We start from the raw sequence: 17,559 nt of genomic DNA, 5'->3' as shown, positions 1-17,559 counted from the left end.
TTTCTTTATACTCGGCGGATAGCAATCTCTTCCACCTTATGCTGATCACCTTTTTTCAAAATGAGATCAGCTCGATATTTTGTCGGTAAAATATTTTGATATAAATTAGGGCGATTGACGGTATTCCAAATTGTGCTTGCCATGTGATCTGCCTCTTCATCCGTCAAATCTTTGTATTGATGAAAGAAGGATTCAGGATCTTGGAAAGCTGTTTCCCTCAGCAAACGGAACCGTTCTTTATACCATGATTGAATTTGCGTTTCCGCAGCATCTACATAAATCGAAAAATCAAAGAAATCTGATACAAACACACGCGGTTCATCCTTCAGATCATCCAGCGCTGGGGATTGCAGCACATTGATTCCTTCAATAATAACAATATCGGCATCCTCCACCGTTTCATACACACCATCAAGCCGGTCATAGGTCAGATGCGAATATACCGGGGCATGCACAGTTTGTTTCCCTGATTTTAATTCGTTTAAAAAAGACAACAAGGCTTTGACATCGTAGCTTTCTGGGAAGCCTTTCTTTTCCATGAGTCCTCGATCCTTTAATTCTTTTTGAGGATACAAAAAGCCATCTGTTGTCACAAGACTCACTTTCAGTCCATCTCCAAGCCTCGATAAAAGCGTTTCGATGATACGGGCCGTTGTGCTTTTCCCGACAGCCACACTTCCAGCAATCCCAATGAGAAAAGGAATTTTCGCATGATGCGGGTAGTTTAAAAAGGCATTCACATGCTGATTTTTTTGTTTTTCTGCAAAGACATGCAATGTCAGAAAACGAATAAGTGGTATGTAAATATCCTGAACTTCTTCAAGCGATAAATAGTCATTTAATCCTTGAAGTGCTCTTGCTTCCTCTTCTGAAACAGATACCGGCATATATTCTCCAAGAGCAGACCAAGCCTCTCTTGTATGACGTGTATATAAAGTATTAAAATCTAGTCGCGTGTCACTCAAAGTCTTTCCCACCAATCTTCACTAAACTCGTAACCAAAAAGACGATAATCCGATTGTAGCTTAAAATGAAGGCGCTGTCTTTATTTTTCCACTAAAGTTTGCTTCTTTTGCGAAAAAAAGCATTAAAAAAAGGAAAATGAGGGTAAATAAGAGTATTCAGTTCGATAGATAGAAGGGAGCACACCAAATGAAATATGTGATAATTGGCGGAGATGCAGCAGGAATGAGCTGTGCTATGCAAATATATCGAGAGGATCCAGATGCACATATTGTCGCTTTTGAAAAAGGAGAGATTTTCTCATATGGACAGTGCGGCCTCCCCTACTTGATCGGCGGTCTCATTGATCACCACAACAAGCTGATTGCACGCAGCGCTGAAACATTTCGCGACAAATACGGAATTGATGCTAGATGCTTACACGAAGTGACCTCCATTGATCCAAAGCAAAAAACGGTGTCAGGTCATCATACGAAAACAAAAGAACCCTTTACCGAAAGCTATGACCGCCTCTTAATTGCGACAGGAGCAAGCCCTGTTAAACTGGATTTAAACAATCAGCCGCTAGAAGGCGTACACGTATTAAAAACCATTCCGCATGCGCTGTCCATTTTAGACCACTTAAAACAAGATATCACACATGTCACGATCATTGGCGGTGGATATATCGGCTTAGAGATGGCTGAAAATTTAAAAGCGCTGGGAAAAAAGGTACATATCATTCAGCGGGGTTCAACACTTGGTCCGGGCTTTGACCCCGATATGGCAAAGCACCTGAAAGAAGAGGCGGGTGCCCAAGGCATTCACGTGACACTCGGGGAAACCGTGCAGACATTAGAGGGCGAATCACATGTCACAGCTGTTCAAACAGACAAACAAACCATAAAAACAGATATGGTCATCATGGCCATCGGCGTCACCCCGCAAACATCCTTTTTAGACAAAACAGAAATCAAACGGCTTTCAAATGGCGCCATTGTTGTAAATGAATACATGCAAACCAATGTAAAAGACATCTATGCTGCCGGGGATTGCGCAGCCACTTATCACCGCATCAAACAATCACTCGATTATATTCCGCTCGGTACAACGGCGAATAAACAAGGAAGAATCGCTGGTTTTCATATGACGGGAACAAACCGGGCGTTTCAAGGCGTGACTGGAACTGCCGTCATGAAATTTATGAGCATGACAGCGGGACGAACGGGCTTATCTGAAAAGGAAGCACAAGCAGCTGATATTCCTTTTTCCACCATCACCATTGACAGTACGGATCACGCTGGATATTATCCAGATGCGCAGAAAATGAAAATCAAACTGATTTACAGAAGTGATGACTACACCTTGCTCGGTGCCCAAATCATCGGAAGAAACGGTGTAGATAAACGGATCGATGTGATGGCAACTGCTCTTTACCAACAGCTAACCATGACAGATCTTGAAGATTTAGATATTAGCTATGCACCGCCTTTTAACAGTGTGTGGGACCCGCTTCAGCAAGCAGCAAGGCGGAGATAAAAAGACGGTCACAATGGCAGCTTACTTCAAAAAAAAAGAAACCAGTTCACAACCGGTTTCTTTTTTGTTATTTTTTCATCATCGCTTTGCGTGCTACTTTTTCAAATAAAAATGGGAATAATTGATACAATTTACTGCCAGCGTTCATCCATCCAGGCAGATTAATCTCTCTTTTTTTCGTCATCATAGCGGATACGACCTTCCCAGCCACCTTGTCCGCACTAAGCATCATGAATTCCACATTCTTCACATATTCACCGCTGCGATCGGCGATGGTAAAGAAGTCAGTGGCAATCGGGCCTGGATTCACTGTGGTGACGTGAATGCCGATGTCTGACAGCTCCATTCTGAGGCTGTTTGAAAAGCCAAGGACGGCATGCTTGGATGCGGAATAAATGGCTGATTTCGGGGTGGCAATCTTTCCTGCCTGAGAGGCAATATTGATAATATGTCCATGTCCTCTTTGTTTCATCTCTGGAATGACCTTTTTCGTGCAAGCGATTAAACCAAACACGTTTACTTCAAACATCGACACCATTTCCTCAATGGACGCATCTTCAACGAGATCGAACGCACCGAAACCGGCATTGTTAACCAAAATATCAACAGCCCCCACTTCTTCATATGCGCGATCAATGTCCTCAAGGTGACTGACATCTAGCTCCACGATGTGACACACTCCGCCAGCACTCATAATCTTTTCTTTTACACCCGTCAGCTTTTCAATTCGTCTTGCTGAAATCATGATCTCTGCGCCTTCTTCTGCTGCCAAATACGCCATTTTTTCACCAATGCCACCAGATGCGCCAGTAATCCATATTCTCTTTCCTGTTAATCGCCCCATGCGTTTCACTCCTTAGTTTGCCCTGTAGTAGAGAATTCCATCTTTTTGCACTTCTTCAATTTGTCCAGCCTCTAAGAGGACATCAAGCTGCCCTACTGTCTCTGACATCGTTAAAAACAAGGCCTCTTCATACAGCACTGGAAATAGCTTGCGGCAAAGATGAAAGGCAGTCATTTCTTTTCGTTTAAGCAGCTGATACATCGTATTTGCCCGCTTTTCTTGTTTCTTAAATCTTTCTTCGATCAATTCATGATGAGACGTGATGAGCTGCCCGTGTCCTGGATAAATCGTCTTGATCGGCAGATGAAGTAATCGATTGAGTGATGCTTTATATTGAAGCAGCGATTTTTGGCGCTCCTCCCCTTCATACGGCGCTTCCATTAACGGGTTTGAAGAAATAGTCGTCAAAAGTAGGTCTCCACCAATGAAGTGGCCCGTTGTTTCATCTAGAAAGGAAAGATGAGATTGTGCATGTCCCGGTGTTTCCATCACAAAGAAGTGTTCATGCCCTTTCAATCGATCGCCTTCTTTGATGACGTCATCTACATGTGCAGTACAAGAATATGTATAAGATTGCTTCACGATTCTTTCACACTCACCTCGGCGAAGCGGCACACCTAACTGCTGAAAAAATCGTTCCATAAAAGCAATTTGACGCTCTTTAAACACAGGGTCCTGGCTAATATACGGCTCATTTAACTCATGTCCGATCACACGGACATGAGGTTTCATCAAATTTAAAAGACCGACATGATCTGCATGATGATGGGTCAACACCACTTGATCAATATCGTCAATTGATAAACGATGCTCATGTAATTGCGTGACAAAGGCGTGCTCCGCCTCTTCTGTCATCGGCCCGCAGTCCACTAAGGTCACAGCTTCTCCTTTTAAAATATATGCATGTACATCCCCAACAGCAAAAGGGGTCGGGATAGATAATTGAATGATGTCTTCTTTCACTTTTTTATGTCATCTCCTGCTTTTTGACTCATGATTCATTGTCACTTCGTCTTCTTTATTCATTGTATCCTGCAAAGGGCAGACTGTCATGCGGTTTAGGCGGTCAATTTTTTTATCTGTCCCTATTGACACAAACTTGTCCATCGTTGCATAATGAACAACAAATATAAAATGCGTGATGACAAGGATTAGTAAGCAAAATAATGATGCAAGAGAGTGAGGTCCACCGGCTGTAAGACCTCACCATCCTCTTATTTGCTGAACCTGCCCTTTGAGCTGTTAGGCAAACCTAAACGTTTCCCGCGTTAAGGGACTAGAGCTGAGTATGCATATTTGCATGCTAATTGAGGGTGGTACCGCGAAAAACCTTTCGTCCTTTTCAGGCGAGAGGTTTTTTTATTTTCTACAAGGAGGAGCGGCTTATGAGTAAAATTGGATTTATTGGTGCAGGCTCAATGGCAGAGTCGATGATGAAAGGTTTATTAAAAAGCGGCATCATGTCAAACGAAGATATTATTGTCACAAACAAAACGAATGAAAAACGTCTAGAAGAATTAAAGGTGCGTTATGGGGTCAAAACGGATTTCTCTCGTTCTTTTATTTATGAAGAAGCGGATATTCTCGTATTTGCTTTAAAACCGAAAGATGCTGAAAGCGGGATATCTGAAGTTCGGCCTCATTTACAAGGGCAGCTGATCATTTCGATTTTAGCAGGCATCTCAATTGAAACGATCCAACACTATGCTGGCGAGAAGACTGCGGTGGTTCGCGCGATGCCAAATACATCAGCCGCCATTCAGCAATCAGCAACAGGCATTTCTGTCAGTCAAGAAGTGACAGAGGATCAAAAGAATAAAGCAATCGAGCTGTTTGAAACGATCGGTCATGTGACGGTATTAGATGAATCACAGCTAAATGCTGTTACAGCTATTGCAGGAAGCGGTCCAGCCTTCATTTATCATTTGATTGAAGGAATGGAGCGAGGCGCTTCGGAACTTGGGATGGACCAAGCAACAGCGAAGCTGCTCATCTGCCAAATGATTGCAGGCGCCGCAAACATGCTTGAAAGCAGCGGTAAAGAACCTGCTGAACTGCGCAAAGAAATCACAAGTGAAGGCGGAACGACAGAAGCCGGCCTGAACACACTTGCTGCCTATCAATTTGAAGAAGCCGTTGTCGATTGTGTCAAAACCGCAACAAAACGTGCAGCAGAATTAAACGAAATGTTTTCAGCAAGCACGTATAAATGATAGAGAAAAGTACCTGTTTTGATGACAGGTGCTTTTTATTTTTATCTAATGAGTGATTTTTCACAAATAATTAACAAATATTAACAAGGAATATATTACCTAATATAGAATTACTTATATGTACCACAAAAATGAGGAAGAGGAGTGTTTTAAATGAAATTAGTTAAGGTTCTTACTGGATCCGCATTGTCACTCGCTTTACTTTTTTCCGCAGCACCTGCATTTGCTACAAGTGCACATTCTAACGCAGAGGATGTCCACGTTACAAGTGATTTTAAAGCTCAACTTTACACATGGGATATTACCAACAATACTGGTATTTTTGCCAATTCGTTCGAACAAGATGGGATTAAATGGTATCTAAAAGGCATCACTAAAAATTCTGATGGAACTTGGACAGCTCATTATGAGGGTAGACGAGTATAATCCTAATTGGGAGCCTATGGCTCCCTTTATCTATTTTAAAGTAATGAAACATTCTCCACCCTTCTTCTTCTCTCATTAACCTCCATTTACTCTACATTCCCCCCTCAAAAGCACATAAGTTTTCAAAGGCTCTAGAGGCCTCATACATAAACAATACTTACTTTTTCTCTAACAAAGCATGAATCGCTGATTCTAGTAATTCTGGCAAAATGCCGAATGAGAACGGGATGTGCAGCCGCTCTGTCCATTTGTGCGGGTCCTTTCCTAATGGGCCCACGTTAATAACTGGAACGTAAAGTGCTCCCTTTTCTCCTTCCGGTAAAGAATAGCCTTTCTGGTAAAGCGGCATATTGGTCGTGTAATGACCTACTTCCTGTTTTTCGAGCTGTAAGTAACTTAAATCAGATAATCCCGGGAAATATTTCACTTCTTCTATTTCAAGTCCATAACTCTTCTTTGCCTCTATTTGAATCCTCTTTAAGGTTGCTTGGATATGCGGATCTTCCGTTGAGGAAACCGCAGGATAAAATGGCGGACTATAAAATAGAACAATGAGCGGCCCTTCTTCCTTACAAAGCGTCGTCAGCTCAGAGACGATTTTGGTTGAAAAATCACGATCTCCAAGCTCACCTCGATTGGCGAACGCATAGTTCACAATGCGTTCAACCTCCTGTTTACCTGATCGTTCAGCAGCTTTTTGATACAGCTCATGATACGTGAGAACGGTAATCCTCGTATCAATCGGTGTAAAAGGTTTAAAGCGCTGAAATTCTGCTGTTTTTTGTTTAAGATCAGCTTCGATTTGGTCTGCTGCTTGTTTCGCCGTGTCATAAAGAAGTCCGTGCAGTTCTTCACTTGAACGATTCATCATCAGCACATTAAATAAAGAAACAGCTGTGTGAGGTGTTTGAACGGAATAGGCTTCTTTTAGATCTTTTTGCATTAAGTTGGTTGGGGGCGGCGTGACTTCACCATCTACTTCCTCACAATAATCACTATTCAGCTCTAACAGCCGATTTAATGCAGATACCATAAAATTCGCATTTAAGCCTGAGAACGGCTCTCCTACATGTGTTTCAATTCCTTTGCAGAAAAATCCGGCCAGCACCTTCCCTATACTGCCTGTATACATATAATAATGTTCATCACCTGGATACTTTTCAAACATAGGCTCACTGTTTAAGCACGCGGTATAGTCAAGGTCATGCTTTTCCTTAAGCTCCTTTAGTTTTGGAACAGCTTCAAGCATTCCTTGAGAATTCACTTCTTCATCCGGGACTGTGACGAGTAGGACATTTCCATCAAATGTCTCTGCCATCGCTCTTTCCAGCATGGACAGCTGTACCGTAAGACCTGCCTTCATATCCATGGCACCTCTTCCAAATAACCAGTCACCTGAAGCTAGATCTTCTCTTGCTCTTTTTGGGAGAAGCGCACTTTTTTGAGAAAATGATGCCATTAACTCTTCAGGCTTGCATGCCATGTTTTGAAATTCACCGTAATCTTCTGTATCGACGACATCGAAATGACTAAGCAGCAAAACGGTACGAGAAAGCGAACTGCGCTTTACAAGCGCCGTTAAATAATACCGGCCATCTTTCATCGGATGCAAAGCCAAATGATCAGGGTTCTGCTTGTAATAAGGCCGCTCCCTCAGTAAATAATATAAATATTCAGCTAACGCCACTTCCCCAGTTGTACCCGATATGCTTTCATACTGCATAAGAGCTGTGAGCAGTTCCTTTCGTTCACTCTCTGTTTGCCATTTCATCCGTTCTCCCCCTTTACTTTCTCTATTTTCTCCATTATACAAAAACGTGTATAAAAGCTATATTCTTTGAGCACCTTTTATGACGAAAGTTTGAATGGCTGTTATAATCGGCTATACAATTCTATGAGGAGGCGAAGGTATTTGGAAACAAAGCTCTTTTCACCTTGGACATTAAAAGGTGTTGCGCTGAAAAACCGCATCGTAATGTCCCCGATGTGTATGTATTCATCCTATGATCGTGATGGGAAATTACAGCCTTTCCACTTTACACATTATATTTCCCGTGCCCAAGGTCAAGCTGGCCTGATCATGGTGGAGGCAAGTGCCGTTTCCCCCGAGGGAAGAATTAGTGATCAAGACCTCGGGATTTGGAGTGATGAGCACATTGAAGGCTTCGCTTCATTAAACGAACAAATCAAAGCATACGGAACCAAGACAGCCATCCAGCTGGCTCATGCAGGACGTAAAGCTGAACTAGATGGTGACATCCTGGCACCATCTAGCCTTCCATTTGATGAACAGTCTAAAAGCCCTGCCCAGATGTCCGTCGATCAAATCAAAGATACCGTTCAGGCGTTTCAGGATGCAGCTGTCCGGGCAAAAAAAGCCGGCTTTGACATCATTGAAATTCATGGGGCGCATGGCTATTTGATTAATGAATTTCTTTCACCGCTGGCGAACCACCGAACAGATGATTATGGCGGTTCACCAGAGAACCGTTATCGTTTCTTAAAAGAAGTCGTCGATGCAGTCAATGAAGTATGGAACGGACCATTATTTGTCCGTGTGTCTGCCTCTGACTACACGACAAAAGGACTTGATATTGCCGATTACATTGGCATTGCTACATGGCTGAAGGAACAAGGTGTCGACTTAATTGATGTCAGCTCAGGCGCTGTCGTACAGGCAAAAATCAGCACATTCCCAGGCTACCAAGTGACCTTCGCAGAAAAAATCAAAGCAGGTGCCGGTATTCAAACAGGTGCTGTCGGTCTGATCACATCTGGTGTACAGGCAGAGGAGATTTTACGAAATCAGCGTGCAGACTTAATTTTTATAGGCAGAGAATTTTTACGGGATCCATACTTTCCAAAAACAGCTGCCCAAGAGCTTCGTACATCCATCGAAGGCCCGCGTCAATATGACCGCGCTTGGTAAAAATGCATAGGAAAAAGGTGTCTATTTTTTGAAATAGGCATCTTTTTTGTTTTTAAGAGAAACATATCTGCCTTTTGTGCCGTCTTTTAGCTAAAGAACCACTTAGAGGAGATGGAAGAATGAACTCGGCAATGATTGAAAGAATGTATCATATAGATGGACATCATTTTTATACAAAACATCGTCAGGGCAAAAGGCAAGCCACCATTATCTTTGAAGCAGGCTACGGCATTTCGGGTGATACGTGGTCGAATATGGCCCGTGATATTGATCCTGAGCTTGGGGTTTTCTTATATGATCGATTAGGAAATGGAAAAAGCAGTGACAGTAGTGAAGGAAGAACATTGCATGATCTTGCAGATGATTTAGATGCACTGCTAGAAGAAGCCAATATTCAGCCGCCCTTTCTCATTGTGGCTCACTCATTTGGCTCTCTTGTCAGCCGGTTATGGGCAAGCCGCAGAGGAGATGAGGTCATTGGCATGGTGCTGTTAGACCCGGCAAGTGAGGAGCAAGAACAGGTCATCCTGCCGCTTTTATCAAAGGAAGAACGCTCTTCATATATGGCGCAATTTACAGCAGAATGTACGCATGAGGACTTTCAGCAAATGCTCAGCACAATAAAAGAGGAACAAACCCATTATGGGATGATGCCGCTTCTTGTCATTTCATCAGGTAAGAGCCGATTGTTTCATCCAGCGCACGAGGCTTGGCTCAGACTTCATAAACGGATGCTGTCGTTGTCATCCCAAAGCGGATGGATTCAAGCGCAGAACAGCTCGCACTATATTCATCATGATGAACCGCATATTGTGCAGCTTGCAATCTATGATGTATGGTGCGCAGCCAAACAACCTGTTTCCTATTATCAAACAGCCAATTAAAAACAAAAACTCCTTGACTAGATCTACGTCAAGGAGTTTTTTCTTTATGCCGTTGGAGCTGACTGGCTTTTTTTAGACAGCAGCTTTTCAATGCTGACAAGCTGAACACATAATGTAAAGATGTCAATCGCTTGCTCTAGTTCTTCAAGTGATGGGAACGTTGGCGCAATGCGAATGTTACGATCAAGCGGGTCTTTTCCATAAGGATAAGTCGCGCCTGCACCTGTCATGGTCACACCAGCTTCTTTTGCCTTTTGCACAACAGCTTTTGCACAATGATCAAGCGTATTTAAACTAATAAAATATCCGCCATTTGGCTTGTGCCATTCTGCAATGTCCTTCCCGCCAAGTGTTTCATCAAGAATGGAAAGAACGAGGTCAAACTTTGGCTTAATGATCGCAGCATGTTTTCTCATATGTTCCTTCAAGCCTTCTGGATTCTTGAAGAAACGAAGGTGTCTTAATTGATTGATTTTGTCTGGTCCAATCGTTTGAATCGATAATTGTTTTTGAGTAAAGCTCACATTATCCGGGCTAGATGCCATGAGTGCAATACCTGAGCCTGGGAATGTAATTTTAGAAGTAGACGCAAACATAAACACACGATTTGGGTGCCCTGCTTCCTCTACTGCTTGAAAAATATCTTTTAACGTATCAGGCGTATCAGTTAGGTGATGAACTGCGTATGCATCATCCCAAAAAATGCGGAAGTCGTCTGCTTTTGTTTTCATCGAAGCAAGGCGGTCAACCACCTCATCTGAATACGTAATGCCATCTGGGTTGCTATATTTTGGTACACACCAAATGCCTTTAATCGCTTCATCCTCTGCGACCAATTTTTCGACCTGATCCATATCAGGTCCATCAGCTTTCATATCTACCGTGATCATCTCTATGTTAAATAGCTCACAAATGGAAAAGTGACGATCATATCCTGGGCTTGGTGCAAGGAATTTTACCTTTGGCAGCTTTCCCCAAGGTGTTTTGCTGTCATATACGCCGTGGGTCATGGCACGGGCAATGGTATCATGCATCATATTAAGGCTGGAATTACCGCCGATGATGATTTGTTCTGGTTTCAGATTGAGCACATCTGCAAAAAATGTCTTCGTTTCAGGAAGACCTGTCAAACCGCCATAGTTACGCACATCTGTGCCATCTTCAGCCGTCATCGCATCCTTTGATGTCACAACATCGAGCATGCCCATAGACAAATCGAGCTGTTTTGGTGAAGGTTTTCCTCTAGACATGTCTAAGTGTAAGTTTTTACTTTTATACGTTTCGTACTCATTTTGTAGTGCTGCATATAGGTCATTTAATTCTGCTTCACTTAACGCTGTAAAACCGCTCATCTTTGATTGTGCCTCCCGTATTCTTCATAGTTTCATTCGTCATTTGTTTTTTCTTCACCATTTTACCACTACCTGAAAAAGAGAGTCATTATAAATATCAAAAAAATCACACAACTTTTTTTGACGATTCATCCAATTTTTACAGGGTGCGGTCAATGGAAAAAGAAGAGAAATCCTGCGCAGCTTCTGTCAGCGGGAATATATCGCGGGCCTCTTTCAATAGTTGTTTTAGTGCCTCTTCTCCTTGGTAACGTGCACTAATATGGGTCAAAATTAATCTTTTTGCGCCTGCTTCCTGCGCTGTTTTCGCTGCTTGTTCTGTTGTGCTGTGATAATAATTGTAGGCTAGATCAGCATCTTCTTTACCGAATGTTGCTTCATGGACTAACACATCCGCATCCTTGGCAAGCCTTGTTATATTCTCGCATAAACGGGTATCTCCTGAAAATGCAACGATTCTCCCTTTTTTAGGGGGTTCCAAATAATCGGTTCCATCAATGATTCTTCCATCTTCGAGTGTCACGGTTTCCCCATTTTTTAACTTCTGATACAAAGGTCCAGGTTTTACACCGATTTCTTTTAGGTCTTCGGCTTTTAATGCACCTGGTACATCTTTTTCCACTACCCGATAGCCGTAAGCTGGAATACCGTGAGATACTCGTCTTGCTTCTACTTGAAAGGTATCATCTTCAAATACGATCCCTTCATCTATCTCTATAATATGCAGCGGATATGTCAAATGCGTTTGTGTAGCTGAAAGTGTTGCGCTCACAAACGCTTTGATGCCCTTAGGTCCATAGATCGTTAGTTCATCCTCTCCGCCTTGGAAGGATCTGCTGCCGAGCAGTCCTGGGAGACCGTATACATGATCACCATGCATATGAGTGATAAATATTTTCTCAATTTTTCTCGGTTTAATCGTTGTATGTAATATTTGATGCTGCGTCGCTTCTCCGCAATCAAAAAGCCACACTGCTTTTCTTTCTTCTAAAAGCTTTAGCGCAGTGCAAGTGACGTTTCTAGTTTTCGCAGGAATGCCTGCACCAGTTCCTAAAAAGAGCAGTTCCATTACTTTTCCTCCTAAAGCCGGTATACAATATCTTTATTCATATAGAATACATGAAGACAAGGTAAATGTGAATTCAGCGGAATTTTCGAAAAAAGTCAAACGAGAGCAGAAAAAGTCGAATCAAATGTTTGCTTTACGAACAATGAACCTTTAAAATAAAGAAAATGTACATACATTCTCGGTTTTTACAACAATGCTACGAATAAAGTGAGGTACTTTTCGTGAATACAGAAACTAACAATCCAAAAGCAGTCATTGTCATTTTTGGCGCAACAGGAGATCTTGCCAAACGCAAGCTCTACCCTTCTATACATAGACTTTATCATAGCGGAAAACTTGGCGATCAATTCGCCGTGGTCGGTGTTGGACGCCGTCCGTGGTCTCATGAGGATCTAAGAGCTGTGGTGAAAGAATCTGTTTCTTCTGATGATGCAGAAGCGAAAATAGAGGAATTCAGTTCACATTTTTATTATCACGACTTTGACGTATCAAGCCCTGCTTCCTATCAATCGCTTAACACACTTCTAGCAGGCCTTGAAGATACGTACAGTATCCCAAACAACCGGATGTTCTATTTAGCGATGGCACCGGAATTCTTCGGAACGATTGCAAAGTTCCTAAAAAGTGAAGGTGTATCAAAAACAACTGGCTGGTCAAGACTTGTCATCGAAAAACCATTTGGCCATGACTTGCCAAGTGCGAAAAAGTTAAATGAAGAAATTCGAGATGCATTCTCTGAAGATCAAATTTATCGTATTGACCACTATCTCGGTAAACAAATGGTTCAAAACATTGAGGTTATCCGTTTTGCAAATGCCATCTTTGAACCACTTTGGACAAACCGATATATCTCAAACATTCAAATTACATCTAGTGAATCATTAGGGGTTGAAGACCGGGCCCGCTATTACGAAAGTTCAGGTGCACTAAGAGACATGGTCCAAAACCATATGCTTCAAATGGTTGCACTTTTAGCAATGGAGCCGCCAATTAAGCTGAATACCGAGGAAATCCGCAGTGAAAAACGGAAAGCATTACGCGCTCTTCGTCCTTTCTCTAAAGATGAGGTCGATCAATTCTTTGTCCGCGGACAGTATGATGCTGGTACGGTTGATGGCGGCATGGTTCCTTCATATCTTGAAGAGCAAAATGTTGACCCGAACTCAAACACGGAAACATTCGTTGCAGGGAAGCTGCTCATTGATAACTTTAGATGGGCCGGCGTGCCATTTTACATTCGTACTGGAAAACGTTTAGAAAAGAAATCTACTCAAATTGTTGTTCAATTTAAAGACATTCCAATGAACCTGTACTATGGTAACGGAAATTCCATGCATCCAAACTTACTCGTCATTCACATTCAACCAGATGAAGGCATTACCCTTCACCTGAACGCTCGCAAGCTTGATGGCGGTACATTTGCAAAGCCGATTAAGCTCGACTACCAAACAAACTATAACGACATCATGAACACACCAGAAGCCTATGAAAAGCTGATTCATGACTGCTTGCTAGGCGATGCTACGAACTTTGCTCACTGGGATGAAGTGGCGCTTTCTTGGAACTTTGTGGATCCGATTTCTGAGAAATGGGCAGAAAACAAAACATTAAAACCAAATTATCCTGCTGGTTCTATGGGACCGAAAGAAGCCGATCAGCTTCTAGAAAAAGATGGGTATCATTGGTGGAATATATAAAATGATATAAAAAAGAGCAGTCTCCCTTGGGGGTTCTGCTCTTTTTTTAACGTCCTGTTTTCGTAAGTTCAACTGTTGAAAAGTCGAACTTATCATAGCGGTGATGACTAAAGGAGTACTCAAACGGCCGGCCTGTGTTTAAATAAGCAACCTGTTCGACCTCTAGCACAGGATCCGTTGGGTCACAGCCTAAATATTGCTGGTCAAGCTCGTCTGATTTAGCCGCTCTAATTTTCTTATGCGCTCCTGCCACTTTTAAATTCAAATCATTTGATATGTAGCCATAGATTGATCCCAATAGAACCTCTTCATCTATTCCCTTAATAAGATTGACGGGCATAAACGTTTTTTCTAATACGTATGGCTCCTCGTCCACAAGACGGAGACGGATGATGTCATAAATGGGTGTGGTGGAGTCTATGGATAGGTGGGCTGCCACCTCTTTGCTTGGAAAATGGACATCAAAGTGAATGATTTGAGTCGTGACGTTTTTATCCGCCATGACTTTTGTGAACCCTTTATTTTCATGTCCTGATACATTAATAGCCCCTTGATTGAGCGCTGCCTTCACAATAAATGTACCGTGACCTCTTTTTCTAAAGAGCAGACCTTCTGCTACGAGAAGATCGAGCGCACGCTTCATCGTCATTCGGCTGCATTGAAATTCAGCGGCAAGCGAGTTTTCATCTGGAATGGGTTGATCTTCTGGATAATATGCTGTTCCTATTCGTTTTCTGATTTCTTCTGAAATGAGTTCGTACTTTTTCATCTCACACCACCAACTGACTTGTTTTTTCATAGCTTCCTCTCATTCTACACTAAGCCTAGTGAGCTTAAAAGGTACCAGCCATTTTTGTTTCATCCACTTACCGTCACATAAGAAAAATACTTGCCCTTTTCAAGGAAAGAGCAAGTATCTTGATTAAAAACCGTTATTTTCTGATACCGATTGAAACCAGTATCCGCTTTTCTTAATTGTACGTTTTCCGTCTTCTTGAAGATCAACTGAGACAAATCCATAGCGATTCTTATAGGCATTCGACCATGACCAGTTATCCATAAACGTCCACAGATGATAGCCTTTTACATTACTTCCTTCTTGAATGGCTTGATGCACCCATTTAAGATGCTCAGAGATAAAGTCAATGCGGTAATCGTCATGAATCATTCCTTCTTCATCCTTAAACCGCTCTTCTCCCTCGACACCCATTCCATTTTCAGAAATAAAGCATTCAATATTATCATAGTCTGTTTGGACTTTTTTCAATATATCATAAATGCCTTTTTCATAGATTTCCCACCCGCGATACACATTCATTTTTCTTCCCGGCATGTCAAACGCATCAAAATAATGATTTGGCATAAATGGTGCATTTGGATGCGGCATATGCTCTTTCGCTTTCACTCTTCTTGGCTGATAATAGTTGATTCCAAGGAGGTCGACGGTATTCTCTCGAATGAGTTCAAGGTCTCCATCTTCCATACTCGGCATAAAGCCTTCTTTCTTTAAGACCTCTACTAGTTTCTCTGGGAAATGTCCCTTCACCGCAGGATCTAGGAAGGACCGGTTAAAGAAAGCATCCGCCATCTCAGCTGCTTCTACATCGCGCGGATTCTGGCTTCTCGGATAAGATGGGGTAAGGTTGAGGATGATGCCAATCTTACCGCCTTGCTGCAGGCTTTTATAAGCCGCAATCGCCTTTGCATTTGATAGAAGTTCATGATAACCGACCTGCACAGCCTTTTGGAAATCGACTTCGTTTGGATAATGGAAGCTATACATATACCCGCCCTCTACAGGCACGATCGGTTCATTATGGGTAAACCATTTTTTCACCCGGTCGCCAAATAATTGAAAGCACAATTCTGCATAGCTCACATAATCATCTACTACCTGTCTGTTGACCCAGCCGCCTTTTTCCTGCAGCGCCATTGGCATATCGAAATGGTACAGGTTCACAAACGGCTCAATATCATGTGCAATCAGTTCATTGATCACATCATTGTAAAAAGATACTGCTTCTTCATTGACCGCACCTGTCCCTTCAGGCAAAAGACGTGACCATGAAATGGACAACCGGAATGAATTGTGCCCAATTTCTTTCATCAGACGAATATCCTCTTTATATTTTCGGTAAAATTGAGATGTCACGTTCGGTCCTACGCCATCAAAAAAACGAGTCGGCTCTTGCTCAAACCAATGATCCCAAATATTCGGTCCTTTTCCATCACCAGGGACGCTGCCTTCTGTTTGCGTGGCAGAGGCAGAAGATCCCCACCAGAAACCTTCTGGGAATGTATATGATTGCTTGTTATTTTCCATCGACATGTATTGAGTCTCCTTCACCTTTGATGTTGGTTGTCTTCGTTTTTTCCGTTGTGGTTATTTTTTCATTTTTCACATTCATACGGTCAATAAACTTCAGGAACGGGAACCAAATGACAAACACGATCATCAGATTAAACAGCTGAAGCAGACCACCCGCCAGTGAATTGGTTGCCATTATTCCGCTTATAAAGATCGGAACGGTCCAGGGAATATTCACGCCAGTCGGCGGTGGTACAATGCCTGATGCCATCGCAAAATAAGAAATACATGTAATAACCATTGGCGCCAAAATCCATGGAATGAGAATAAGCGGGTTCATGACAATCGGTAAACCGAAGATAATCGGTTCATTGACGTTAAATAATCCTGGTCCTAGGCCGAGCTTTGCTACCTGTTTTAATTGCTTACTTTTCAGGAAAATTAAAATCGTAAACACAACAGCTAGCGTCATACCGGTTCCGCCCATGCCAACCGTATAAATTTCGATAAACTGCTTGCTGATGATATTTGGAACCTCACCAGTTTTTGTATAGCTCTCTAGGTTTTGAATGGACAACGTATTCCAAATGGGGTCCATGACAGAGTTGATAATAATTTGGCCGTGAAGCCCAAAGAACCAAAGAATTTGTATAAAGAAAACAGCGATCAAGGTCGGAATGATACCGCTTCCAAGTCCAACAAGCGGTGCCTGAATCGCATGATAAATCAGGTCATGCATATTTGTTTTGAAGCCTTGTGTAATGATGATATTGATCAGTAAAAAGGTTGTGAGTGTCAAAGTAGCCGGGATCAGTGCAGCAAAAGACTTAGCAACAGCTGGCGGAACCCCCTGCGGCATATTGATGACAAATTTCTTTTGGACAAAATAACGATAAATTTCAGCAGACAAAAAGCCTGTGATCATGCCAAGGAACATCCCCTTTGCTCCTAAACGATCGACTGGAATCACGCCTGCAATAGATGCACCGCCTTCTTGTTCTAGTAAAAATGGTGTCAGAAGTAGGAAAGAGGCTAAAGCAATCACTCCGCCAAATACTGCTTCCACATCATAGCTTTTCGATAAATAGTAGCCAATCCCAAATACAACAAACACACTCATAATGCTGATGGTCGCACTTGGCGCGATATTCAGTGCAGACTGGACGCCTTCCAGTGCGGTTTGACTCATGATTTTATCTAAAAATGGCAAATTCATTAGCACAACCATAATGGAACCAAAAATAGTAAGCGGGAACGCAAGCATAAAGGCATCCCGTAATACACCTAAATAGCGGTTGTTGTTCAGTCTCCCAGCAATTGGAACCAAAATAGCACTTATTTTATCAAACATTGGTT

At 42.3% G+C, this 17,559-nt stretch carries 15 protein-coding genes and 1 other annotated feature; of the genes, 6 read left to right on the top strand and 9 right to left on the bottom strand.

Features of this window, described 5'->3' with window-relative positions; translation table 11 throughout:
* Window positions 1-5: 5 nt before the first annotated feature.
* Complete coding sequence (gene coaA / locus QRN39_RS09340; RefSeq protein WP_034620396.1) at window positions 6-965, bottom strand: type I pantothenate kinase; 960 nt, start codon at window positions 963-965, stop codon at window positions 6-8.
* A gap of 187 nt (window positions 966-1,152) precedes the next feature.
* Here coaA and QRN39_RS09335 point away from each other — a divergent pair, with 187 nt between their 5' ends.
* Complete coding sequence (locus QRN39_RS09335) at window positions 1,153-2,481, top strand: CoA-disulfide reductase (protein ID WP_284907034.1); 1,329 nt, start codon at window positions 1,153-1,155, stop codon at window positions 2,479-2,481.
* 67 nt (window positions 2,482-2,548) lie between these two features.
* Here QRN39_RS09335 and QRN39_RS09330 read toward each other — a convergent pair whose 3' ends face one another.
* Together QRN39_RS09330 and QRN39_RS09325 are read right to left on the bottom strand one after the other, a co-directional pair.
* Window positions 2,549-3,325, bottom strand: a complete 777-nt coding sequence (locus tag QRN39_RS09330) for an SDR family NAD(P)-dependent oxidoreductase (protein ID WP_137055009.1) — start codon at window positions 3,323-3,325, stop codon at window positions 2,549-2,551.
* A 12-nt stretch (window positions 3,326-3,337) separates the two neighbouring features.
* Window positions 3,338-4,288, bottom strand: coding sequence for an MBL fold metallo-hydrolase (locus QRN39_RS09325; RefSeq protein WP_137055008.1), 951 nt, complete (start codon window positions 4,286-4,288; stop codon window positions 3,338-3,340).
* A gap of 169 nt (window positions 4,289-4,457) precedes the next feature.
* Window positions 4,458-4,669 (top strand) — a binding site (T-box leader).
* 41 nt (window positions 4,670-4,710) lie between these two features.
* On the opposite strand from QRN39_RS09325, the gene proC reads away from it, so the two are divergent.
* Window positions 4,711-5,538: a pyrroline-5-carboxylate reductase gene (gene proC, locus QRN39_RS09320; RefSeq protein ID WP_137055007.1), complete on the top strand. Its 828-nt coding sequence runs from the start codon at window positions 4,711-4,713 to the stop codon at window positions 5,536-5,538.
* 153 nt (window positions 5,539-5,691) lie between these two features.
* Entirely contained in the window at window positions 5,692-5,964 is a 273-nt protein-coding gene (locus QRN39_RS09315) for an antimicrobial peptide LCI (protein WP_137055006.1), read from the top strand.
* Window positions 5,965-6,121: 157 nt separating this feature from the next.
* Here QRN39_RS09315 and QRN39_RS09310 read toward each other — a convergent pair whose 3' ends face one another.
* A complete protein-coding gene (locus QRN39_RS09310; protein WP_253622452.1) occupies window positions 6,122-7,735 on the bottom strand; it encodes a M20/M25/M40 family metallo-hydrolase in 1,614 nt (537 codons plus the stop codon).
* A gap of 141 nt (window positions 7,736-7,876) precedes the next feature.
* On the opposite strand from QRN39_RS09310, the gene namA reads away from it, so the two are divergent.
* Together namA and QRN39_RS09300 are read left to right on the top strand one after the other, a co-directional pair.
* Window positions 7,877-8,893, top strand: a complete 1,017-nt coding sequence (gene namA, locus QRN39_RS09305; protein ID WP_284907029.1) for an NADPH dehydrogenase NamA — start codon at window positions 7,877-7,879, stop codon at window positions 8,891-8,893.
* Window positions 8,894-9,012: 119 nt separating this feature from the next.
* A complete protein-coding gene (locus tag QRN39_RS09300) occupies window positions 9,013-9,777 on the top strand; it encodes an alpha/beta fold hydrolase (RefSeq protein WP_284907026.1) in 765 nt (254 codons plus the stop codon).
* Between the two features lie 44 nt (window positions 9,778-9,821).
* On the opposite strand, the gene QRN39_RS09295 is transcribed toward QRN39_RS09300, so the two are convergent.
* Together QRN39_RS09295 and rnz are read right to left on the bottom strand one after the other, a co-directional pair.
* Window positions 9,822-11,129, bottom strand: coding sequence for an aspartate aminotransferase type Ic (locus QRN39_RS09295; RefSeq protein WP_050943801.1), 1,308 nt, complete (start codon window positions 11,127-11,129; stop codon window positions 9,822-9,824).
* Window positions 11,130-11,268: 139 nt separating this feature from the next.
* Window positions 11,269-12,198: a ribonuclease Z gene (gene rnz, locus QRN39_RS09290; RefSeq protein ID WP_113387123.1), complete on the bottom strand. Its 930-nt coding sequence runs from the start codon at window positions 12,196-12,198 to the stop codon at window positions 11,269-11,271.
* A 221-nt stretch (window positions 12,199-12,419) separates the two neighbouring features.
* Here rnz and zwf point away from each other — a divergent pair, with 221 nt between their 5' ends.
* Window positions 12,420-13,895: a glucose-6-phosphate dehydrogenase gene (gene zwf, locus QRN39_RS09285; protein ID WP_003216112.1), complete on the top strand. Its 1,476-nt coding sequence runs from the start codon at window positions 12,420-12,422 to the stop codon at window positions 13,893-13,895.
* A gap of 46 nt (window positions 13,896-13,941) precedes the next feature.
* On the opposite strand, the gene QRN39_RS09280 is transcribed toward zwf, so the two are convergent.
* The 3 genes from QRN39_RS09280 to celB all read right to left on the bottom strand — a co-directional run bounded on the left by QRN39_RS09280 (window position 13,942) and on the right by celB (window position 17,554).
* Window positions 13,942-14,664: a GntR family transcriptional regulator gene (locus QRN39_RS09280; protein ID WP_137055001.1), complete on the bottom strand. Its 723-nt coding sequence runs from the start codon at window positions 14,662-14,664 to the stop codon at window positions 13,942-13,944.
* A 153-nt stretch (window positions 14,665-14,817) separates the two neighbouring features.
* On the bottom strand, window positions 14,818-16,224 hold the full coding sequence (locus tag QRN39_RS09275; RefSeq protein WP_284907023.1) for a glycoside hydrolase family 1 protein: 1,407 nt from the start codon (window positions 16,222-16,224) through the stop codon (window positions 14,818-14,820).
* Window positions 16,208-17,554: a PTS cellobiose transporter subunit IIC gene (gene celB / locus QRN39_RS09270; protein ID WP_050943798.1), complete on the bottom strand. Its 1,347-nt coding sequence runs from the start codon at window positions 17,552-17,554 to the stop codon at window positions 16,208-16,210. The genes QRN39_RS09275 and celB overlap by 17 nt, the downstream gene beginning before the upstream one ends.
* Window positions 17,555-17,559: the final 5 nt, after the last annotated feature.

Source organism: Bacillus sp. lyk4-R2A-2 (assembly GCF_030209735.1).
Taxonomy (GTDB): domain Bacteria; phylum Bacillota; class Bacilli; order Bacillales; family Bacillaceae; genus Bacillus; species Bacillus pumilus.
Note: the sequence above shows the minus strand (reverse complement) of the source record. Positions and strands in the feature narration are given on the sequence as shown.